At 43.7% G+C, this 22521-nt stretch carries 22 protein-coding genes and 1 pseudogene; 9 read left to right on the top strand and 14 right to left on the bottom strand.

Features of this window, described 5'->3' with window-relative positions:
- Positions 1 to 126: 126 nt before the first annotated feature.
- Entirely contained in the window at positions 127 to 903 is a 777-nt protein-coding gene (locus tag AB6E30_RS13570; protein WP_136982350.1) for a YggN family protein, read from the bottom strand.
- 88 nt (positions 904 to 991) lie between these two features.
- Positions 992 to 1465: a GreA/GreB family elongation factor gene (locus tag AB6E30_RS13565; protein ID WP_017059917.1), complete on the bottom strand. Its 474-nt coding sequence runs from the start codon at positions 1463 to 1465 to the stop codon at positions 992 to 994.
- 145 nt (positions 1466 to 1610) lie between these two features.
- Between AB6E30_RS13565 and AB6E30_RS13560 the strand changes: the two genes are divergently transcribed.
- Positions 1611 to 3545: an ATP-dependent DNA helicase RecQ gene (locus tag AB6E30_RS13560; RefSeq protein WP_017059916.1), complete on the top strand. Its 1935-nt coding sequence runs from the start codon at positions 1611 to 1613 to the stop codon at positions 3543 to 3545.
- A 64-nt stretch (positions 3546 to 3609) separates the two neighbouring features.
- Here the strand turns inward: AB6E30_RS13560 and dinB are convergent, their stop codons facing one another.
- Positions 3610 to 4686 carry a DNA polymerase IV gene (gene dinB, locus AB6E30_RS13555; protein ID WP_372101237.1) on the bottom strand — a complete coding sequence of 359 codons (1077 nt, stop codon included), beginning with the start codon at positions 4684 to 4686 and terminating at the stop codon, positions 3610 to 3612.
- Positions 4687 to 4848: 162 nt separating this feature from the next.
- On the opposite strand from dinB, the gene AB6E30_RS13550 reads away from it, so the two are divergent.
- On the top strand, positions 4849 to 6087 hold the full coding sequence (locus AB6E30_RS13550; RefSeq protein WP_372103921.1) for a response regulator: 1239 nt from the start codon (positions 4849 to 4851) through the stop codon (positions 6085 to 6087).
- A 135-nt stretch (positions 6088 to 6222) separates the two neighbouring features.
- On the opposite strand, the gene nqrM is transcribed toward AB6E30_RS13550, so the two are convergent.
- The 9 genes from nqrM to bolA all read right to left on the bottom strand — a co-directional run bounded on the left by nqrM (position 6223) and on the right by bolA (position 14340).
- On the bottom strand, positions 6223 to 6477 hold the full coding sequence (gene nqrM / locus AB6E30_RS13545; RefSeq protein WP_009848378.1) for a (Na+)-NQR maturation NqrM: 255 nt from the start codon (positions 6475 to 6477) through the stop codon (positions 6223 to 6225).
- 16 nt (positions 6478 to 6493) lie between these two features.
- Positions 6494 to 7498 (bottom strand): FAD:protein FMN transferase, encoded by a 1005-nt coding sequence (locus AB6E30_RS13540; protein ID WP_017059913.1) that lies wholly within the window; start codon positions 7496 to 7498, stop codon positions 6494 to 6496.
- 174 nt (positions 7499 to 7672) lie between these two features.
- Positions 7673 to 8899, bottom strand: coding sequence for an NADH:ubiquinone reductase (Na(+)-transporting) subunit F (gene nqrF, locus AB6E30_RS13535; RefSeq protein WP_017059912.1), 1227 nt, complete (start codon positions 8897 to 8899; stop codon positions 7673 to 7675).
- A gap of 29 nt (positions 8900 to 8928) precedes the next feature.
- Positions 8929 to 9525, bottom strand: a complete 597-nt coding sequence (nqrE, locus tag AB6E30_RS13530; RefSeq protein WP_009848375.1) for an NADH:ubiquinone reductase (Na(+)-transporting) subunit E — start codon at positions 9523 to 9525, stop codon at positions 8929 to 8931.
- A 7-nt stretch (positions 9526 to 9532) separates the two neighbouring features.
- Entirely contained in the window at positions 9533 to 10165 is a 633-nt protein-coding gene (locus AB6E30_RS13525; protein ID WP_008223083.1) for an NADH:ubiquinone reductase (Na(+)-transporting) subunit D, read from the bottom strand.
- Positions 10165 to 10932, bottom strand: a complete 768-nt coding sequence (locus AB6E30_RS13520; protein WP_372103918.1) for a Na(+)-translocating NADH-quinone reductase subunit C — start codon at positions 10930 to 10932, stop codon at positions 10165 to 10167. Before AB6E30_RS13520 ends, AB6E30_RS13525 begins: the two co-directional genes overlap by 1 nt.
- Positions 10922 to 12166, bottom strand: coding sequence for an NADH:ubiquinone reductase (Na(+)-transporting) subunit B (locus AB6E30_RS13515; protein ID WP_010439046.1), 1245 nt, complete (start codon positions 12164 to 12166; stop codon positions 10922 to 10924). The genes AB6E30_RS13520 and AB6E30_RS13515 overlap by 11 nt, the downstream gene beginning before the upstream one ends.
- A gap of 5 nt (positions 12167 to 12171) precedes the next feature.
- Positions 12172 to 13512 (bottom strand): Na(+)-translocating NADH-quinone reductase subunit A, encoded by a 1341-nt coding sequence (locus AB6E30_RS13510; protein ID WP_032545690.1) that lies wholly within the window; start codon positions 13510 to 13512, stop codon positions 12172 to 12174.
- 519 nt (positions 13513 to 14031) lie between these two features.
- On the bottom strand, positions 14032 to 14340 hold the full coding sequence (bolA, locus tag AB6E30_RS13505; protein ID WP_017059909.1) for a transcriptional regulator BolA: 309 nt from the start codon (positions 14338 to 14340) through the stop codon (positions 14032 to 14034).
- Between the two features lie 174 nt (positions 14341 to 14514).
- On the opposite strand from bolA, the gene AB6E30_RS13500 reads away from it, so the two are divergent.
- The 4 genes from AB6E30_RS13500 (at position 14515) to AB6E30_RS13485 (ending at position 18262) form a co-directional block, all read left to right on the top strand.
- Positions 14515 to 15666 (top strand): methyltransferase, encoded by a 1152-nt coding sequence (locus AB6E30_RS13500; RefSeq protein WP_372084251.1) that lies wholly within the window; start codon positions 14515 to 14517, stop codon positions 15664 to 15666.
- Between the two features lie 66 nt (positions 15667 to 15732).
- Positions 15733 to 16302: a YajG family lipoprotein gene (locus AB6E30_RS13495; RefSeq protein ID WP_017059907.1), complete on the top strand. Its 570-nt coding sequence runs from the start codon at positions 15733 to 15735 to the stop codon at positions 16300 to 16302.
- Complete coding sequence (locus AB6E30_RS13490; RefSeq protein ID WP_372103915.1) at positions 16302 to 16850, top strand: peptidylprolyl isomerase; 549 nt, start codon at positions 16302 to 16304, stop codon at positions 16848 to 16850. Before AB6E30_RS13495 ends, AB6E30_RS13490 begins: the two co-directional genes overlap by 1 nt.
- A 53-nt stretch (positions 16851 to 16903) precedes the next feature.
- Complete coding sequence (locus tag AB6E30_RS13485; protein WP_017059905.1) at positions 16904 to 18262, top strand: AmpG family muropeptide MFS transporter; 1359 nt, start codon at positions 16904 to 16906, stop codon at positions 18260 to 18262.
- Between the two features lie 66 nt (positions 18263 to 18328).
- Here the strand turns inward: AB6E30_RS13485 and AB6E30_RS13480 are convergent.
- A pseudogene (locus AB6E30_RS13480) lies at positions 18329 to 18548 on the bottom strand (2-dehydropantoate 2-reductase); the annotation flags it as partial.
- Between the two features lie 360 nt (positions 18549 to 18908).
- Here AB6E30_RS13480 and AB6E30_RS13475 point away from each other — a divergent pair.
- The 3 genes from AB6E30_RS13475 (at position 18909) to csdA (ending at position 21993) form a co-directional block, all read left to right on the top strand.
- On the top strand, positions 18909 to 19691 hold the full coding sequence (locus tag AB6E30_RS13475) for an outer membrane protein OmpK (protein WP_372103912.1): 783 nt from the start codon (positions 18909 to 18911) through the stop codon (positions 19689 to 19691).
- A 110-nt stretch (positions 19692 to 19801) separates the two neighbouring features.
- The gene (gene panE, locus AB6E30_RS13470; RefSeq protein ID WP_372103909.1) at positions 19802 to 20722 is read left to right on the top strand and encodes a 2-dehydropantoate 2-reductase; all 921 of its coding nucleotides are present in this window, start codon (positions 19802 to 19804) and stop codon (positions 20720 to 20722) included.
- Between the two features lie 59 nt (positions 20723 to 20781).
- Positions 20782 to 21993 (top strand): cysteine desulfurase CsdA, encoded by a 1212-nt coding sequence (csdA, locus tag AB6E30_RS13465; protein ID WP_372103906.1) that lies wholly within the window; start codon positions 20782 to 20784, stop codon positions 21991 to 21993.
- Positions 21994 to 22062: 69 nt separating this feature from the next.
- Here the strand turns inward: csdA and csdE are convergent, their stop codons facing one another.
- On the bottom strand, positions 22063 to 22491 hold the full coding sequence (gene csdE, locus AB6E30_RS13460) for a cysteine desulfurase sulfur acceptor subunit CsdE (RefSeq protein ID WP_372103904.1): 429 nt from the start codon (positions 22489 to 22491) through the stop codon (positions 22063 to 22065).
- Between the last annotated feature and the right edge of the window lie 30 nt (positions 22492 to 22521).

Genomic DNA, 22521 nt, shown 5'->3' with positions numbered 1-22521 from the left:
CAAAGCGAAGCAGTAGGCTTAAGAAGGAAATGGATTGAATTGAGATAAATACTCGCCGTGTGGTTCCATTTATACAAACAAAAAGAGCACCGACCGGTGCTCTTACTATTCATCACTAGACTCGAATTAAATTGTGAAGACTTGGTAATCTTTTAAGTTCGGAATGATTTCATGCAGTTCTTGCTCTTGTTCTGCCATCTCATCAAGTGAATCACAGAACTCATTCGCTTCCTCCTGTACTTGTTGAGAGTGTTCTTTCATTCGCTCTTCAACTTTCAGCTTTAATTCAGCCATACTGTCAGCCAGTTCAGTCAGGTTTAGGCCACCGTCTTGTTTCATTTTTTCTGACATCGCATTAAAAGCGCTAGAGATAAATTCTTGGTTAAAGATTTCTTTCGCCTTCTCGAAATCTTCAGACCAGCCATTGGCCATCGAATCAAAGCTTTCTGCAGGCAACACTAATTCGCCATCTTTGTAATAACGCGCTTCCAGTTCTGCAAAGTAGGTTTTCATTGATTCTTTTACATTATCAAATGACTCAGGTGAATCCAGGCTAGCCGCGATATCATCAATCACGTCATTGGCTAACGCTAAGCTATCGTTGGCCATTTGTTTCGCTCGAGGTAAGTACTCACTCATGTTTTCGCGATATTTCTCAATCGCCGCTTGTTGGTCGGCATCAAGCTCAACCTTCTCACCATGAATATAGAGGTCGTTGTTATCATCAAAAACGGCCGTATCACCATTCACTTGATGGATTTCGACTTTTTGGTCATCAATTCGTAGTTCATTCTTCAAATCAACTCGACACTGAGCAGCAAACGTTGGCAGGCTCACAACAGAGATCGCCGCTGTTAACGATGCAATTAATACACTGTTTTTCATAAATACATTGTTTTTCATAACATCCTCTCATCAATCTGACAGATTACTATACCCTTGGTATATGCTCCTTTGTCAGAGAAACGTTTTATATCTATTAGTCAGTTAGTTAGTCGATAGAGATAACTTCGTAGCAAAACTGTTTATCTGCGACCTTAAACTCAATCTCATCACCAACTTCTTTACCCATTAGAGCCTGGCCAAAAGGTGCATTTGCCGTCACGATGGCAATCTCATTCTCATTCCACGTGACAGAAAGTCCGCCGACTCTCGGCCCCATAAAGAAATGTTTATATTGATCATGCTCGTCAATGACCACAACGTAACTGCTCACCGTAACCTTCTCACTATCACGCAACACTAAGTTACGATAACACTGAATATCGTCTTCACACTCTTGTACCCTCACCGCTTGACCATGGGCGAGATACGAAGCTTCTAATGCCAATGTATCGTACTTATGTTCAGGCACAGTCTCTTCATCGGTCGCAGCATCAATCGCACGCTGAGTCGCAGATTGTGCGATACGTAATCGGGATTCGAGTTGCTCTATGATTATTTGGCGAAGCTCAGACTTATTCATACTATTGGGGTGCTTTTCTATAGGAGCTACAGAATAGAATTAGGTACAATCAGGTGCAAGACATTTGATTCATCAAGCGACGCTATCATGAATAGGCGCCCGCTTTAGCATCAATACGACACTTAATAACTCAGGTAGAACATAAATGATTGAGCAGAAGCTAAAACAAGTATTCGGATTCGACTCACTGCGCAATGGGCAAAAGCAAGTCATTGATAACGTTCTATCTGGTCACTCGACTGCCGCGATATTCCCGACAGGCTCAGGTAAATCGCTGTGCTATCAATTACCAGCATTAGAGTTACCGCACTTAACCTTGGTGATATCGCCACTGTTAGCCTTGATGAAAGACCAACTCGCTTTCCTGCACAGTAAAGGCATTAGCGCAGCGGCAATCGAATCAAGCCAAGACCGACAAACCACACAACAGGTTATGCAGTCAGTGCGTAACGGTGACACCAAGATCCTCATGATCTCCGTCGAGCGCTTGAAGAACGAACGCTTTCGTCAGTTTATCTCCCAAGTGTCGATCTCACTGCTTGTGGTCGATGAAGCGCACTGTATTTCAGAATGGGGACACAACTTCAGACCCGACTACCTGAAGCTTCCTCAATACCAAAAACAGCTCAATATTCCTCAGGTTCTACTACTGACAGCCACTGCGACTACAGCGGTTATCCAAGATATGAAGTCAAAGTTTGAAATTGATGAGGAGCGCGTTGTGGTTACGGGTTTCTATCGTCAAAATCTCGATCTGTCGATTCAACCTTGTGAACAAACCAGTAAGCTAGAAACCTTGTGCAATGTGGTTAACCAAGCTTCTCTCGCTCCGACTATTGTTTATGTCACCCTTCAACAAACGGCAGAGATGGTGGCTCAGCAGCTTCGCAATGCTGGCGTTAATGCAGTGGCTTACCATGCGGGTCTTAAGCCTGAAAATAGAGATGCTATTCAACACCAATTCATGAATGATGACGTGAGCTGTATCGTCGCAACTATCGCGTTTGGTATGGGCGTGGATAAGTCCAACATTCGCCGAGTGATTCACTTTGACTTACCAAAATCGATCGAAAACTACTCACAAGAGATCGGCAGAGCTGGTCGAGATGGGCAAGCGTCTGAATGTATTTTACTGGCTAACAAACACGGTTTAAGCACACTCGAGAACTTCGTTTTTGGTGATACGCCAGACAACATATCGATCCAAGCGGTATTAAAAGAGATCTACGAAAATCAAAACATTGGCGCTTCTGGCTCGAATCAATGGGAGATCATGCTTAATCAACTATCACGTGAATCCAACATTCGTCAGTTACCGCTAAAAACACTACTGGTGTATCTCGAAATTGAAGGTGTGATTGAGCCCAAGTACAGCTACTTCGCAGACTACAAATTTAAGTTCATTCGTCCGAAACAGCAGATCACAGAGCAATTTCAAAGTGAACGTCGTCAATTTGTCGAAGCGATTTTCCAATGCTCTCCTCAAGCAAGAGTGTGGTGCCAAGTCGACTTCGATGCGCTTTGGACACACTTCCAAGCCGATCGTCAGCGTGTGATTGCGGCTATCGACTACTTCAATGAACAAGGTTGGATTGAACTAGAAAGCAAGCAGATCACCGATGTCTACGCGATCCACAATACTTCTGAAGATATGATGCAACTGTCAGAGCGTCTAACTGAGTTGTTTAAAGCAAAAGAAAACAGCGAGATAAACCGCCTTAACCAAATGCTGAATTTCTTTGAGGCGGATACTTGCCTAAGCTCACGCCTTGCGAGTTATTTTGCCGATGATAAAGCACCAACAAACTGCGGTCACTGCTCTGTATGTCGAGGAGAAGTGGCAATCTTACCAACCGTTGATGTTGAACCTATCGATGATGAGACGGTGATGACATGGATACATGAGTTTATTTCGGCTAGCCAACAACTGATTACCGACGAGGCAATTACTCGCTTCTTATGTGGAATCGCCACCCCGCTTTCAACCAAACTCAAAGCCAGTAAAATGGTCGGTTACGGCAAGCTAGAGCAGCAACCGTTCAGTGATACCTTAGCGCGAGTAAAACAACTTCCTAGGTAATTCTTACTTATAAAAAACCGACTAGGCTATGAAGCGTAGTCGGTATTCATCTCACTCATTATCTTTAAAAGAAGCTCAACTGACGCATTTGGTCTTTAGGTTGCAGCATTACGCTTAAACCAAGCAGGCGTATTTCTCGCCCCTGTTGTCTTTTCAGTATTTCACTAAGCAGCTCTTTGAAGTGTTCACGATCGAGAGAGGCATGGATGTGTTCAATCGTGGTTTGTTGAAAGTCGGCGAACTTGAGCTTAATGCCCTGCTTGATGATCGCTTTACTTGGGCTAGCCTTTTCTAAGCGAGTCTCGAGTTCAGGAAATAGCTTATCTTCGATTACCTGCCAACATTCTGCGTAGCTTGAAATGTTTTGGGTAAAGGTGCGCTCTACACCTACCGATTTTCGCTCGCGCTCGATGATAACTTCTCGATCATCAATGCCATGACTGCGCTTCCAGAGTGATGCACCTTGACGGCCAAACTTGAGTAGCAGGTCTCGATAGTCAGACTCTTTGATATCCTTACAAGTAAAGAAACCTGCTTGATGCAGCTTTTCAATGCTCACCTTGCCAACACCGGGAATCTTTTCAAGTGGTAGCTCATCGATCACTGATTGCACGTCTTGTGGAGGGATAACAAACTGACCATTGGGCTTATTCAGATCCGAGGCCACTTTCGCCAAGAATTTAATCGGTGCAATTCCTGCAGAAGCTGTCAGGTTCAGTTCGTTCCAGATATCACGGCGAATAGACTCGGCAATAAGTGTTGCTGAACCATGACACCGCTTAGAATCGGTGACATCAAGGAAAGCTTCATCCAAAGAAAGAGGTTCAATGATTGATGTGTATCGAGAGAAGATTTCGCGGATCTTTTTAGATATCTCGACATAGACCGACATTCTTCCCGGCACAACCAATAGATTAGGACAAAGCTGCAGGGCTTTTCCGGTCGGCATTGCAGAGCGAACACCAAACTTGCGGGCTTCGTAATTACAGGTACTCAAAACACCGCGTTGCTTTTCATGCCCACCAACAGCTAACGGGCGATTTCGGTAAGCAGGGTTATCACGCATTTCTACAGCAGCGTAAAAACAATCCATATCAACATGAATTATTTTTCTTACTTTCTCTTCACCCGCACTACACATCTAGGAATCACTCGACCTTACAACTGTATCTATGAACAGTATAATCAATTATTCTCAGATTTAAAATGATCTGGAGTCCAGCTCAACAGGTTTCACTTCATTCGCCGCCCACTATTCTGATAGTATTGTTAGGAGTATTTAGTCTATAAGTAGGGATAGCTTTTGAGTGAAAAAATACTAGTGGTAGAGGATAGTCGCGCATTCAGAAACTATCTTTACCAACAATTTAAGAACGATGGCTATGAAGTTGCGTTGGCGGAATCTGTAGAAGAAGCCAAAGCGATCTTAGAGCAAGAAACGGATTTCTTGTGTGCAGTCCTCGACTACTGTTTACCTGACGGCCAAGACGGCGAGATCATTGATCTCGTCTTAGGCTATCAACAGAAAATCATTGTCCTGACCGGGATGTTCGACAATCAACTGCGAGAGCAAGTCCTAGCCAAAGGCGTTATCGATTACATACTTAAAGACAGTATGTCATCAGTAAGTTATTTACTTCCTCTCGTCAAAAGAATCTCGAATAATCGACATCACAAAGCTCTGGTCGTAGATGACTCAACAGTGGTTCGTCGGTATGTCGTGCAACTTTTAGAACATCAATACATTCAAACGGTCCAGGCCGAAGACGGAGAACAAGCACTAAAGCTTCTCCGAAACGATCCTGATATTACTTTTGTCGTTACTGATCACGATATGCCAAACAAAGATGGTATTTCGATGACCCGCGATATTCGAGTTCACCACGACCGTAATCAACTCGCGATTCTAGGTCTATCTGGCAGTGATGACCGCACCATGACAGCACGCTTCCTCAAAGCTGGCGCGAACGACTTCCTTTATAAGCCCTTTAACCAAGAAGAGTTTTTCTGTCGTATCCATCAGTTGCTAGATATGAAAGAAGCGGCCAACGAGCTATTTCGACATGCCAACGAGGATGCTCTTACTGGCTTATGGAATCGTCGCTACCTGTTCAATCATCCTTGTAAAGGCTGCGATCAACGAAACATCGCGATGATGGACATCGACTTCTTTAAGAAAGTGAATGATACCTTTGGACACGATGGTGGTGATGCCGTGCTGATCGATGTAGGGAAAATAATCAAAGATCATTTCAAAGACGATGTCGCTGTGCGCTTTGGTGGCGAAGAGTTTTGTATTCAGTCGTGCGGCGCATTTGAAAGCTTTGTTGACAACTTAGAGTCCATGAGAGAAGCCATTGAAAGCCATGTTGTTGAGCATGACTCTCAAAGAATCAAGGTCAGTATCAGTATCGGCGTAACCGATTTAGACGCGAAGCTAGATGAGCAGATCAAAGCCGCTGATGAGCTTCTTTATACGGCAAAAGAGCAAGGTAGAAACCAACTAGTGTTTGCGCGTAACAGCATGCAAATCGAACAATAGTCATTCGCCTCTGTTTCCATTTTTGGTATACCAAGATTAATTGCTAGACCTCAAAACTAAAAAAGCTCAAGACGATAATCTTGAGCTTTTCAATTTGAGGGCATAGATAACTCTATCCCCTATGACTGTCACCAATTAAGCGATACGGTCTTTACTCCAAGCCGCTTCTTTTTGTTGACGCTCAGCCAGCTTCTCTTCACGGTAAGCTTCACGTGCTTCACGCTTCTTACGCGCGTCACAAGGTTCAGGGCAGTTACATACTTTATCAATACCAACAGCACCCAAACCGCCACAGCTACCTTTCACAACTTTCTTTTGGATAATGTAGCCAATTGACATCGCTGCGATTACTGCAAGAAAAACACCAAATGTAATCAGAAATGTATTCATAATTATCTCGCTTACCTTATTTACCTAAGTATGGCTTAAATGCTTCAGAAGCAATTTCTTTAAAGCCATCTGCTGTTTTTACCACCATGAACACTGGGATGTTATGTTGGTTTGCGACTTCCATTCCTTTTTCCTCACCTAAGACCATAAGGCCCGTAGATAAGCCGTCTGCAGTCATTGAAGACGGGTTTAAAACAGTCACAGAAACCACTTTATGGTGAAGAGGCTTTCCTGTTTCAGGGTTGATGATGTGTGAGTAACGAACACCATCACGTTCAAAATAGTTACGGTAATCACCAGAGGTTGCGATAGCCATATCACCCGGCTCGATGATCTCTTGGATATTACGCTCATCAACGCTTGGTTTCTCAATCGCGATACGCCAGCCCACGTTCTCACGGTTTAAACCTTTCAGACGAATTTCGCCACCGACTTCAACCATGTAGTTGTGAATACCGATAGAATCAAGGTAGTCAGCGACGACGTCAACACCCCAACCTTTTGCAATCGTGGATAGATCGACATACAGGTTAGGTAGGTCTTTCTTCAACATGTTGCCTTCAACACTAAGATGATGGATACCAATCTTAGCCTTGCGAGCCGCCAGCTCTTCATCTGATGGCACAACTTCAGGACGAGCTTCAGGACCAAAACCCCATAAGTTAACTAACGGACCAACCGTTACATCCAGAGCTCCTTCAGTAAGACCGTTCAAACGAATCGCTTCTTTCACAACCGTCGCTGTTTGCTCAGATACTTCGAACGCATCCGCACCTTTATGCTGGTTGAAACGGCTTAATTCGGAATCTTCACGGTAAGTCGACATCTGGTCGTTTACTTCTTCAAGTAGACGATCGATCTCTGTATGAACTTCATTAGACTCAGGAAATTCATCACCATTGATGTATTTAATATTGTAACTCGTGCCCATCGTTGGGCCACTCAAATGCACTTGCTCTCTTGACTGCTCACAGCCCGCAAGAAAAATCAAAGAAGTTAATGCAACAAGCCAAATTCTCACTTGCTTACTCCTGTCTAATGTTGAGGATTTATATAAGGAAAAATAAGAGTAAAAAACAGGTATTTTGAATGCCTTACTCTTTCTTATATAAGCCAGTATGTTGTCAAAAGCTGTCTTAGAAAAACAAATGGCTGACTCGTAGGAGTCAGCCATAATATCAATCACTTAAGTGGATTAACCACCGAAGTCATCTAGTAGGATGTTTTCATCTTCTACACCAAGATCTTTCAGCATGCCGATAACAGCAGCGTTCATCATCGGTGGACCACACATGTAGTACTCACAATCTTCAGGAGCTTCGTGATCCTTCAGGTAGTTTTCGTACAGTACGTTGTGGATGAAACCAGTGTAACCGTCCCAGTTGTCCTCTGGTTGAGGATCAGACAGTGCACAGTGCCACACGAAGTTTTCGTTTGCAGCCGCTAGGCCATCGAAATCTTCAATGTAGAACATCTCACGCTTAGAACGCGCGCCATACCAGTAAGACATCTTACGAGTAGACTTAAGACGCTTAAGTTGGTCGAAGATATGAGAACGCATAGGCGCCATACCTGCACCACCACCGATGAATACCATTTCATTGTCTGTGTCTTTAGCAAAGAACTCACCAAATGGACCAGAAATAGTACATTTGTCGCCTTCTTTAAGAGACCAGATGTATGAAGACATAACACCAGGAGCTACGTCAGGGTTGTTTGGCGGCGGAGTTGCGATACGCACGTTAAGCTTGATGATGCCTTTCTCTTCTGGGTATGAAGCCATAGAGTAAGCACGGATCGAATGCTCTTTAACGATAGACTCATAACGGAACAAGTTGAACTTATCCCAGTCACCACGGTATTCCTCAGGAATATCGTAATCTGCGTATTTCACGTGATGTGGTTCAGCTTCAATCTGAATGTAACCACCCGCGCGGAACGGAACTTCTTCACCTTCAGGGATCGCTAGAGCAAGTTCTTTGATGAAAGTAGCTTCGTTGTTATTCGAGATAACAGTACATTCCCACTTTTTAACACCAAAGATATCTTCGTCTAGTTCAATCTCCATGTCAGTTTTCATAGCAACTTGACATGCAAGACGTTCGCCTTCGCGAGCTTCACCTTTTGTGATGTGATCAAGTTCAGTTGGAAGGATGTCGCCACCACCAGACTTAACTTTTACACGACACTGACCACAAGAGCCACCGCCACCACAAGCAGAAGATACGAAGATACCAGCGCCAGCCAGGGCACCAAGTAGCTTGCTACCAGGTTGAGTAACGATCGCCTTTTCAGGGTCGCCGTTTACTGAAATAGTGATGTCACCTGATGGTACTAACTTAGACTTAGCGAAAAGAATCACTAGTACTAGAGCCAGTACAATAATGGTAAACATCGCTACGCCAAGAATAATACTAAACATTTGTTATTCCTTATTACTGGGTGCTTACCCTACAGTTGAACACCAGAGAAAGACATAAAGCCTAACGCCATCAGACCAACAGTAATGAACGTGATACCAAGGCCACGAAGACCTGGAGGTACGTCAGAGTACTTCATCTTCTCACGGATACCCGCAAGAGCAACGATAGCTAACATCCAACCCACACCAGAACCGAAGCCGTAAACAACAGATTCAGCAAAGTTGTAGTCACGAGTTACCATGAAAGATACACCACCAAAGATTGCACAGTTAACTGTGATCAGTGGAAGGAAGATACCTAGTGCGTTGTACAAAGGTGGGAAGAAACGGTCTAGAACCATCTCTAGGATTTGTACAAGTGCCGCGATAACACCGATGAATGCGATGAAGTTAAGGAAACTTAAATCGACACCTTCAACAAGCGCGTTTTCTTTCAGGATGTGTGTGTAAACAAGGTTGTTTACAGGAACAGCGATTGTAAGTACTACAACTACCGCAACACCAAGACCAAAAGAAGTTTTAACTTTCTTAGATACCGCTAGGAATGTACACATACCTAGGAAGAAAGAAAGCGCCATGTTTTCGATGAAAATCGATTTAACTAGCAGACTAATATAATGTTCCATGACTACCTTACCCCTTCGCTTCTACTTGTTCTGGTTTGAACACACGAATTGCCCAAATCAAGAAACCAATTAGGAAGAATGCAGAAGGTGCTAGAAGCATCAAGCCGTTTGGCTGATACCAACCACCGTTGCTCACTAGAGGTAGTACTTCCATACCAAATAGTTTGCCAGAGCCTAGAAGCTCACGGAAGAAACCAACAGTGATAAGAACGAAACCGTAACCAAGACCGTTACCAAGACCATCGATTAGAGATGGGATTGGCGCAGACTTCATTGCGAATGCTTCAGCACGACCCATTACAATACAGTTAGTAATGATTAGGCCTACGAATACAGATAGCTGCTTAGAGATATCGTATAGGTATGCTTTAAGCACTTGGTCTACCACGATTACTAGTGATGCGATAATTGCCATCTGAACGATGATACGCACACTGTTAGGAATGTGGTTACGGATCAAAGAAACGAAGAAGTTAGACAGAGCAGTAACGAACATTACCGCGATAGTCATAACAAATGCTGTTTCTAGCTTAGTGGTTACCGCAAGAGCAGAACACACACCAAGAACCTGTAGCGCGATTGGGTTGTTGTCCAACACCGGCGCTAAGATGCTCTTTTTAATTTCTTTTGCACTAGACATTAGTTCAGACCTCCGTCACGAACTTTTGCTAGGAACGGACCAAAGCCCATATCACCTAACCAGAAGTCAAATGTATGTTGAACACCAACGCTAGTCAGTGTTGCACCAGAAAGGCCATCTACACCGTGCTCAGAACCTTGAGGAGCGCCACCTTTAACAACCTCAATAGCAGGTTTGTGGTTTTCGTCGAATAATTTCTTACCAACGAATTGAGCGCGCCAAGATGGGTTCTCAACTTCACCACCAAGTCCAGGAGTTTCACCTTGCTCGTAGTAAGTGATACCAGAAACTGTGTTGCCATCAGTTTCTACCGCAACGAATGCGTACATCATTGACCATAGACCGTTACCGTGAACAGGGATGATAACTTTAGAAGTTTCAGCGCCATCTTTCACAAGGTATACAGTACCCGTGTTAGCACGACGAAGGATCTTAGCGATGTCATCTTCAGCTGAAAGCTTGATTGACTGAGCTGGATCTTTTGCCGCTTTACGTTGGTCGTATGCAGCAGCGTCGCCGTCAACGAAATCGCCAGTAGCGAAATCAACTAGACGAGGTTCAATGTTCTCTGCGTACAGTTCAGGGATATTACCCGCAAGTTCAATGCCCGCAACTTCAAGGATCTTGGTTTGCTGATCCAGAACCGCGTTAGCTTGTTGCTTAGGTTTAAGAACAACTGCAGCTGTTGAAACGATGATTGAGCACACTAAGCTCAATGCGATAACAACAAACAGCGTCTTTTTAATGCTATCGTTATTACTTGCCATAGCGCGCTAGTCTCCGCTTAATGTTCTTCTCGATTACAACGTGGTCAAACAGAGGAGCAAATAGGTTTGCGAATAGGATCGCAAGCATCATGCCTTCTGGGTATGCAGGGTTAACTACACGAATCATTACACACATTGCGCCGATTAGGATGCCGTACCACCACTTACCACCATTGGTAAATGACGCTGATACAGGGTCTGTTGCCATGAAGAACATACCAAATGCGAAGCCACCTAGAACTAGGTGCCAGTGCCAAGGCATGCTGAACATTGCGTTAGTGTCAGAACCGATCACATTAAACAATGTTGATACAGCAATCATACCGATCATAACACCAGCAATGATGCGCCATGAAGCAATGCCCATGTATACGATCATTGCAGCACCGATCATAAGTGCAAGCGTTGATACTTCACCGATAGAACCTGGAATGTTACCAATGAATGCGTCCATCCAAGTGATCGTCTCACCAGATACCGTGTTCATTAGCGCGCTACCACCGCCTTGAGCCCATTGGCTAAGCGCTGTTGCACCAGAGAAACCATCAGCGGCAGTCCAAACTACGTCACCAGAAATCTGAGCAGGGTATGCAAAGAATAGGAACGCACGGCCAGCAAGTGCAGGGTTTAGGAAGTTACGACCCGTACCACCAAAAATCTCTTTAGCAACAACAACACCGAAGGTAATACCTAGTGCAGCTTGCCATAGAGGAAGTGTTGGCGGAACAATAAGCGCGAACAAGATAGAAGTAACAAAGAAACCTTCGTTAACTTCGTGCTTACGCACCATACAGAACAGTACTTCCCAGAAACCACCAACGATAAAGACCGTCGCGTAGATAGGTAAGAAGTAAGTCGCACCCAAGAGCATCTTACTGCCCCAACCTGCATCGGCTCCTAAGGAGGCTCCAAGCATTTCGGTTAGCCAGTAGTGCCAGTTACCATCAATGATAGAAACTAGTTCTGCACCTGAATACATGTGGTTTAGTGCTGCAATAGCTTGACCACCTGCGTTGTACATACCCCAGAACATTGCTGGGAATACCGCAAGCCAAACCATGATCATGATACGTTTTAAGTCAACGCTATCACGGACATGCGAGCTTTTCTTTGTAACTGTACCTGGTGTGTAGAAAAGTGTTGCTGCAGCTTCGTAAAGCGCAAACCACGTTTCGTGTTTACCACCTGGTTCAAAATGATGCTCGATGTCTTCAATAAACTTTTTAAGGCCCATGAAAATTACCCTTCCTTCACAATTGTATCTAGGCATTCACGAAGTAACTGACCGTACTCGTACTTACCAGGACATACAAAGGTACACAGTGCTAAATCTTCTTCATCTAGCTCTAGCGCACCAAGTGCTTGTGCACTATCAACGTCGCCAGCACATAGATCGCGAAGCAGCAAAGTAGGCTCCATATCTAATGGCATTACTTTCTCGTAGTTACCAATTGGAACCATAGAGCGATCACTACCGTTTGTTGTCGTTGTCATGTTGAACAACTGACCTTTAAACACGTGACCAAGGAATGAACGAGTAACAGAGAACTTGTTCTTACCAGGCATAGCCCAGCCAAATAGCTCTTTATCACGACCTTCACGAAGAACCGAAACCTGTTGATGGTAACGGCCAAGGTAAGCATGTGGACCTGAAGCGTGAACACCAGATAATACTGAACCTGAGATCAGGCGAACTTCACCTGGCATCAACTCGCTGTCCGTCAACTCTTCAAGGCTAGCACCAATTTGAGTACGAACTAGGCGTGGGTTATTAACTACTGGACCAGCCAGAGAAACAACACGCTCAGAGTAAATCTCACCAGTAAGGAACAACTTACCGAATGCGATAACGTCTTGGTAGTTAATGCTCCACGCTACATTTTGTGCATTTACCGGGTATAGGTAATGCATATGCGTGCCTGCAAGACCTGCAGGGTGTGGGCCATCAAAAACATGTTCTTCAACGTTAGACTGAGCTGAACGAGGTAAGCTAGTACCTTTTTTACAAACGTACACTTTACCGTTAGTCAGAGTTGAAAGAAGATCTAAACCAGCAACGAAAGCATCAGACTGCTCGTTAATGATTAATTCTGGCTCAGCTGCTAGCGGATTAGTATCCATAGCAGTAACGAAAATAGCCTGAGTTTCAGAATCAACTGCTGGAACCTTGCTGAACGGACGAGTTCGCAAAGCGGTCCATGCGCCAGACTCAACTAACTGAGCTTTAACCGTTTCACGGTCAAGACTTGCTAGTTGGTTAGCTTCATAGCTATTGAACGTGATTTGCTCATTGCCTGCTACTTCAATCACTACTGATTGAAGAACACGCTTAGCACCACGGTTCACTTCAATAACTTTACCGCTTGCTGGAGAAGTAAATACAACACCTGGGTTCTTTTTATCTGCAAAAAGAACTTGGCCTTTCTTCACTTCATCACCAACGCGAGCATGCATCGTAGGACGCATACCAACGTACTCTTCGCCAAGCAAGGCGACTTTAGTGATGGACTTACCATCATTAATCACCTGGGATGGAGTTCCTGCGATAGGAAGATCCAAACCCTTCTTTATTGTAATCATACGCACTTGCACTACTTTATCGGGAAAAAGATTCTTTTAATTGCGTAAATTCAGGACGTTTTAAAATCGCCCTTAGACACGACATTACAGTGTCCGGTTTTGGTAAATTTGAGATACCAAAATCGCAACATTTTCATAATAAAATCACCACACGAATCATGTGAGATTTATCAGGTGCGATATTCTAGCATTTTTTGACAACTCGATGCCATGACCAATAACTTGAATACAGCCTTTATTTGGTGAGATTTGAAGCATATGGCCTCTCAAATATGTATAAATTTGACGAGCCGCACAGATAAAATGGCTTTTGAATCGTGTTTTAAACAAGAGATTAATACTCTGTCACAAACTAATATTTTACTAGTTATGTTGAAACACTGTTAATAAAAACATTACTCATTGTAGGTATTTGAGCTCGTTCAATTTGACATCAGTTTGGGTGATATAAGAACGAAAAATACATACGTTTGACGACAAAAAAAGCGCCATGGCGCTTTTCTCTGTATATAGGCCTTCTTACTTTCCGCCACCCATACACATTGGACTGTCTGGCACGCTATCTAGCTGCTTCATCCATTCATCTTTTGTATAAGTGTGAATAGACAGTGCGTGGATATTATTGGCTAACTCTTCTGAAAGTGCCTTATTTACCGCTCGATGACGAGCAATAAGACGCAAACCTTCAAACACATCGCTGACAACAATCACTTTGAAATGACTCTCAGAACCAGCCGGAACATTGTGCATATAGCTCTCATTGACCACGTTTAAATGACTTGGTGAAAACTCATTGTGCAATTTTGTTTCGATAACTTCTTGGATCATTGTGATTCCTTAATAACGTATTGGCATTATCCGTGGGCTGAGTATAAACCCTAACAGGTCGAGTGTCTGAGTATTTCATAGCAAATGGCATAGGTTTGGTTGAGTTTTTTCTATCTTGTTCAGCCTGCATTTGAGACAATATCTTTGTTATTTCTTACATAAGTATCTCAAGCAATGAAAACCGAACTTACCCTTCACGATAGAACTTTAACCTTACATCGTTTCCCGAAACGTTCAAATGAAACCCTTCAAGCTTGGGATGCGGGCGACGAATACATTATTAGCCATGTTGAAGAGATGAACCTTGAACCTGGTAAACACATCCTGATCATGAACGACAGCTTCGGTGCCCTATCCGCTTGGTTCTCGAAAGATCATGATGTCACTATGATGAGCGACTCATTTATCTCTCACCGTGGTGCCCTGAAAAACTTGCAGCGCAATCAAAGTAACCGAGTGAACTTCTTGAACACGATGGATGATATCCCACACGGTATCGATCTTGTGATCATGCAGCTGCCAAAAACAAATCGTCACCTAATCTGGCAATTGAGTCAGCTACGCCAAGCATTGCCTGAAGGCTGCCAAGTGATCGGCGTCAACAAGGTAAAAGAGATTCACACCTCTACGCTTAACCTGTTCGAAAAATACCTAGGCGAAACCAAAACATCACTAGCGAAGAAAAAACACCGCTTAGTCTTCTCATCTCCAAACTGCCAGCCAATTCAAACGGTAGAGCCTTTTGTTGAATGGGATGTAGACGGTGAAGATATCCGCCTGAAAAATTTACCAAATGTTTACTCAGGGGAAGCACTCGATCAAGGCGCTCGCTATATGCTAGAGCACATTCCTCAAGATCCTGAGCTACGTCATATCATCGATCTTGGTTGTGGCAACGGTGTATTGAGTGTAAAAGCAGGGCAATTGAACCCACAAGCCCGTATCACCTGTGTGGATGAAAGCTTTATGGCGGTGGAATCGGCGCGCCAAAACGTCAAAGATAACCTTGGTGAAGAAGGCAACTTCCAGTTCATCGCCAACAACTGTTTAGATGGCTTCAAGAAAAACAGCACCTACTTAGTGATGTGTAATCCTCCATTCCATCAGCAACAAGCGATTACGGATCACATTGCGTGGCAAATGTTCTGTGATGCAAAGCATGTTCTAAGCAATGGAGGCAAATTAATTGTTATTGGCAACCGACACCTCGGATACGATGTCAAACTAGCAAGACTATTTGGTGAAGCTAACGTTGAAACGCTTGAACTAAACCAAAAATTTGAGATATTACAAGCAACAAGAGAACCTGCGAATTTTAATAAATAAGCAGAAACGACTTCACAAGAATTTAAGATACCGAGCTTCTGGTGTGAATTTAGAAAGGATAAAGGAATGAAAAAACTGATTTTGGCTGCTTCTATTATGGCTTTGACAGCATGTTCAGCCCCTCAGCAAGAACAGATCAATGTAATGCCAGAAGCTTCACTAAGCTCAAGCAACCTTGTACAAGGCAAAACATACACACTAACCAGTAAAGATGTTCGTGCCGCTCAATATGTTGCATTGGTTGATAGTGGCCGTTCAAACATTCAGCCAATTCACGCTAAGCAAAACATGCGTATCTCTCTAGAAAATGCTGTTGCACAGCAGTTAGAGTCTCAAGGTTTTCGTGCAAGCGTAAACAGTGAAAACTCAATTGTTTTGGAGATTCAAGAAGCGCTTGTTACCGTAGAACACACCATTATGGAAAACAAAATGGACGGTAAAGTAACGCTTGAAGTTACGGCTGAAACGCCTGAAGGCAAACTAGTTAAAACATTCAACGGCACTGCAACACGCACTGGTGCATTGAGTGCATCTAACGACGACATCTCTATGGTTCTTAATGACGTGATCAACTTGGTTCTTACTGAGATCGCTAACGACCAAGAGCTACAAACTTACATGAAGGAACGTTTCTAATGGGTCGTATTTTATCTTCTATCGCATTAATGCTAGTGAGCGTAAGCGTTTGGGCTGGTCCTAAAGTAAACGTGGAAACAACATTAGGCGACTTCACAATTGAGCTAAACCAAGAACAAGCACCGGTTAGCGTGGAGAACTTCCTAAAATACGTTGCAGACGGCAGCTACGAAGGCACTATCTTCCACCGTGTTATTCCTGGCTTTATGGCTCAAGGTGGCGGCTTCGATCAAGAGATGAATCAACAAGCGACTTATGCTCCTATCAAGAATGAAGGCAGCAACGGCCTGAAGAACGATACAGCAACAATCGCTATGGCTCGTACTAATGTGCCAGATTCTGCAACTCGCCAGTTCTTCATTAACTTCTCTGATAATGATTTCTTGAACGCAAAAGGTGGTAACCCAGGCTACGCTGTATTTGGCAAAGTAACTGAAGGTTTTGATGTTGTTCAAAAGATGGCAACGATTCCAACCAAGCGAATGGGCCGCATGTCAGACATCCCAGTCGACCCAATCGTCATCACTAAAGTGACCCTTCTTAAGTAATCCAATGTAACGCCCTTATTTCTTAAGGGCGTTTTTCTATACAAGGACGCCCTATGTCATCAGGCACTCCCTCTCTTTCTTGGATGCAGACTTTTCGCAGCTACCTAGATAAACGTCTACTTTGGGTGTTTATGCTCGGCTGTTCGAGTGGCTTCCCATGGGTTCTTATTGGATCCAATATGTCTGGTTGGCTAAAAGATGCAGGTTTAACGCGTGCTGCCATCGGCTACTTTGGCAGTGTGTTTGCCGTGTATGCGATTAACTTTCTATGGGCACCATTGGTAGACCGAGTAAAACTGCCGGTGCTTCACGCAATACTCGGCCAGCGACGCAGTTGGATCTTTTTCTGCCAATCCATTGTTTTAATCGGTACCTTATTCATCGCAGGCGTCAATCCCGCAGAGAACTTGGCGTTTACTTCAATGTTGGCGCTCGCTATTGCCATTGCCTCAGCCACGCAAGACATCGCGATTGATGCATTTCGTATTGATACCTTCCCAAAATCCGAAGCATCAAAACTGCCGCAAGCTTCTGCAATGGCCGTAATTGGTTGGTGGACGGGGTATTCTCTACCAGGCTACCTTGCCTTTATTAACGCAGACTCAATCGGTTGGAATGGCGTGTATTACGGAATGGCAGGCGTCGTTGTCGTACTAATGCTGTTTACTCTTTTTGTCGGAGAGCCAAATACACAACGCGAAGCCCTGCAAGAACAGGCTCAGCAACGCCACAATAAGGTTGTCGGTTCGAAAGTCGTGGCTTGGTTCAGTGTTACCGTGTTAGAACCGTTTTATGACTTCTTCAAACGAAACGGAGTTCAAGTTGCCATCACCCTACTGCTGTTCGTATTCCTATTTAAGATAGGTGAAGCCTTCCTAGGTCGCATGTCGATCACCTTCTATAAAGAGATAGGTTTCAGTAACGAACAGATCGGCCACTATTCGAAGTTAATTGGTTGGGGCGCAACCATATTCTTCACTTTGGTAGGCAGCGTCTTCAATGTAAAATTCGGCATTGTACGCGGACTGATGATTGGCGGTGTTGCCATGGCAGCCAGTAATCTAATGTTTGCATGGATCGCTCAAGCAGGCCCAAGTGAAACACTGTTCTTGGCAACGATTATTGTCGATAACTTCACGACCGCCTTTTCAACAGTAGCTTTTGTCTCTTTCTTAACGTTATTAACTGGGCAGGCTTTCTCTGCAACCCAATATGCATTACTCGCATCCTTGGGTAACTTCGGTCGAACAACACTGGCTTCATTTAGTGGTGAATTGGTCGATTACCTCAATGATTGGTCAACCTTCTTTATACTGACCGCACTTATGGTGATTCCAAGTTTGATCATGCTCTACTCGTTACGCCACTTTTTCACGGATTTATTAGAGAAAGCCAAAACTAACCAAGAATAGAGTCAAAGAAAACAAATAAGAAGAGGGTAGCATTGATCTACCCTCTTCTACGTTCTGTCTTCAGATCTAGTCTGTTGTGTCGCTCACGATAAGATTAAAACCTGTTCCCATCGAATCATCAATCGCCACAACCAAAGGCTGACCCGCTACAGTAATCGTCACAAAGTAAGACCCCGCCGCAACATAAATGCCATTTGCATAATCTTTGAATTTCACATCACTTAGCGCCGGAGTGCTGCCAGCAATACCCACCGTTTTCGGTCAAAGATAGATCAAAGACTGGATTGTAAGACGGGTTGAATTGTCATTTTTTAAGAGAAAACGCTTAGAAAAGAATACTGTTGATTTTGATATGCATATCACTCTATTTAGTATAATCGTTTGCTTAGAGCATCAATTCACCAATTTATCTACAAAATAATCTAATTTCACAAAATCAATAGAATTAGAGGTGCATCAAGATGCATTGCCACCTTAAAGTTCCATCATTTAGATCATTAGTGTGATCCACTTCAAATTAATAATTGTAGTTTTCACTCTGTCTCACTTTTATTTGAGAACAAAATCGCTATTATGCTCGGCATTCGGACATCATAAGCACGCACGGATTAGCGGGTTATTCATTTTTAACATAGAGAGTTCCATTATGCGTAAATCACTTTTAACTCTTGGCCTACTTGCAGCAACTTCTGCTCCAGTAATGGCAGCGGATTATTCTGACGGCGACATCCATAAGAACGATTACAAATGGATGCAATTCAACCTTATGGCTGCAATTGACGAACTTCCAGGTGAGTCTTCACATGATTACCTAGAGATGGAATTCGGTGGCCGCTCGGGAATCTTCGACCTTTATGGCTATGTTGACGTATTCAACCTAACGTCTGATCCAGGCAGCGATAAAGCTGGTGCTGAAAAGATGTTCATGAAGTTCGCTCCTCGTATGTCTCTAGACGGACTTACAGGTAAAGATCTTTCTTTCGGTCCAGTTCAAGAGCTTTACGTATCTACACTTATGGAATGGGGTGGTAACTCTGGCGTTAACACTCAAAAAGTTGGTTTAGGTTCTGACGTAATGGTTCCGTGGTTAGGCAAAATTGGCCTAAACCTTTACGGTACATACGATTCAAACAACAAAGATTGGAACGGTTACCAAGTTTCTGCAAACTGGTTTAAACCTTTCTACTTCTTCGAGAACGGTTCATTCGTCTCTTACCAAGGTTACATCGATTACCAATTTGGTCTGGAAGACAAGTACTCTTCTGCAAGTAACGGTGGTGCAATGTACAATGGTATCTACTGGCACTCAGATCGTTTTGCTGTTGGTTACGGCCTAAAAGGTTACAAAGACATCTACGGTATTAAAGATACTGATGGATTCAAATCAACAGGCTTCGGTCACTACGTTGCAGTAACTTACAAGTTCTAATCGAACTTCTAAGAAAGTTTCCTAAATGGCACCCTCGGGTGCCATTTTTTATTGCTTTCATTTAATGCCTCGCTATCCTTGCAGCATCACTTTCTTATCTTGGTATTGCTGTGAACATCACGATTGTTGGACCTGGAGCAATTGGCTCTTTATGGGCAATAAAACTACTTCAAGCTGGTCAGAATGTCTCTTTGTGGAGCCGCTCCCCTGAAACCTCAATTGACCTATCACTTGATGAGCAAACTTCACTTCACTTCAGTAACAACAATATCGAACGATTAGCCGCGAGTGATTTGGTTGTCTTCACAGTCAAGGCTTGGCAAGTAGAAGAAGCCACCACTCCGTTACTTCAATATCTCGACTCTGACACCATTCTCATGTTCATGCATAACGGAATGGGCGCGGTCGACAACATTGCCACTCAAATTAATGCTCACCCGATAGTATTGGCTACCACGACCCAAGCAGCATTCAAACCTGATCGTAATAGTGTATCTCATACAGGAATAGGACAAACCCAGTTGGGTGCTTTTAACCAAACGGGTCAACAGTGCACGTTTTTGGTTGATGTATTGGATGATGCTCTCCCCGCTGTGAGTTGGAACCCACAAATAGAAACCGCGCTTTGGACTAAGCTCGCCATCAATTGTGCGATCAACCCGCTCACGGGCCTTGAACAGATCAAGAATGGCGAACTCGCAGATAAAAGGTTTGAGGATATTTTGAGTTCTATCGTTAAAGAGCTCACGCAGGTTATGCAAGCCGAAAGGATCGTTTGTTCATTCGATGAATTGGAAGCAAGCGTCAAACAGGTTATCCAAGCAACGGCACAGAACAATTCATCTATGAAGCAAGATATGTTTTACCAACGTAAGACAGAGATCGACTTCATTAGCGGCCATCTAATCAAGACAGCACTTAAGCACGGCATAAAGGTTCCTGTTAACCAAAAGCTGTTTGCTCAAGTCAAAGAGCAAGAAAAGCGCTGGGATCATGAATATTCGTCAGCAACGCTTAACAAGTCGCGATAAAATAACAAGACCGCTCAGCATAATGCTAGCACCCACTTTCAAGATTTAGGTAAGAACAGATGTTTGATATCAATCACATCCGAGAGCAGTTTCCTGCGCTATCCCAAACCATCAATCAACAACCGTTGATTTACTTAGACAGCGCGGCGACGACACAGAAGCCTCAGGTGGTTATTGATGCCATTAGCCAATATTACTCGAAGCAGAATGCCAATGTGCACCGTGGTAGTCATAGCTTAACGGCGAACGCGACCAGTCAATTTGAAGCGGCAAGAGATAAGATTGCTCAGTTTATTGGTGCAAGCTCTTCAAAAGAGGTCATCTGGACTCGTGGTGCCACGGAAGCACTTAACCTAATTGCTCAAACGTATGCAAGAAGCACGCTTCAACCTGGTGATGAGATCTTAGTGAGTGAGATGGAACATCACGCCAACATAGTGCCTTGGCAAATTGTGGCAGAACAAACCGGGGCTAAAGTAGTTAAAGTACCAATGACATCTGATTGCGAATTTGATCTACAAGCTTTTGATCATCTTCTTAATGATAAGACCAAGATTGTTGCCTTAGCTCAGATCACCAATGTCACTGGCTCTCGCCAACCGATTGAACAAGTGATCGAGAAAGCCCATAAGATGGATGCCATTGTTGTGGTCGATGGCGCGCAAGGTATTGTTCATGAGCCCGTAGATGTTTCATCTTTAGGTGCGGATTTCTACGTATTCTCTGGACACAAGCTCTATGCCCCTGCGGGCATCGGTGTGCTTTACGGCAAGCTTGAATTGCTAGAAGCGATGCCACCTTGGCATGGTGGTGGCAAAATGGTCGAGCGCGTCTCTTTCTCTGGCACTACTTTTTCAGAACTGCCTGGCAAATTCGAAGCGGGCACGCCAAATGTGGCAGGGGCCATAGCACTAAACACCGCAATAGAATGGTTAAGTGGTTTTGTACAACAAGATGTCGAAAATCATATCCACCAACTACAACACGAGACTTATCTTGCGCTCAGTAAACTGGATGACATTCAGATTTTAGGGTATCAACCTAACGCAAGTGTGATTACTTTTGTGATGGATGGTGTTCACCATCAAGATATAGCGACTCTACTGGATCAGCAAGGTATCGCAGTACGTGCAGGACATCATTGTGCTCACCCATTAATGGATACACTTAATGTGAAAGGAACGGTTCGAATTTCATTTGGTATTTACAACAACATGGATGATGTTGAAAAGCTCGTAGCGGCGATAGAAAAAGCCGTTGATATGCTTTAGGGAGTAGCGAAATTACTTAGGGTTGGCGTTTAACGTCAACCCTTTTTGCTTCTGTGTATCAAGGAGATATTAAGCACTTAGCTCTTGGATTTGAGCAACAATCGCTTTTAATCCATTACCGCGAGATGGGCTAAGGTGGGTAATTAGACCGATTTGTTCAAAGTAACCATCAATATCGAACGCTTGAACCTGCTCTGATGTTTTTCCATCATACGCAGCCATCACTAATGCAATCAGACCGCGCACAATACGAGCATCAGAATCAGCACAAAAGTGCCAAACACCGTCGATATTTTGAGAAACCAACCACACTTGGCTTTCACAGCCAGAGACAATCACCTGCTCACTTTTCAGTTCATCAGGCATCGTTGGCATTTTCTTACCCCATTGAATCACTTGGCGATAACGGTCTTCCCAGCCGCTGAATGTCTGCATCTTCGCGACAATATCATCACTGGTAATTTCTTGGCCGAATGGAGAACTTGGAAATGACGTCATTTTTATATCCAGTAAATTCTTAGTAAGCTC

It is taken from the genome of Vibrio sp. 10N.247.311.12, from assembly GCF_041467515.1.
Classification (GTDB): Bacteria; Pseudomonadota; Gammaproteobacteria; order Enterobacterales; family Vibrionaceae; genus Vibrio; species Vibrio crassostreae_C.
This window is presented reverse-complemented; position numbering and strand designations above follow the sequence as displayed.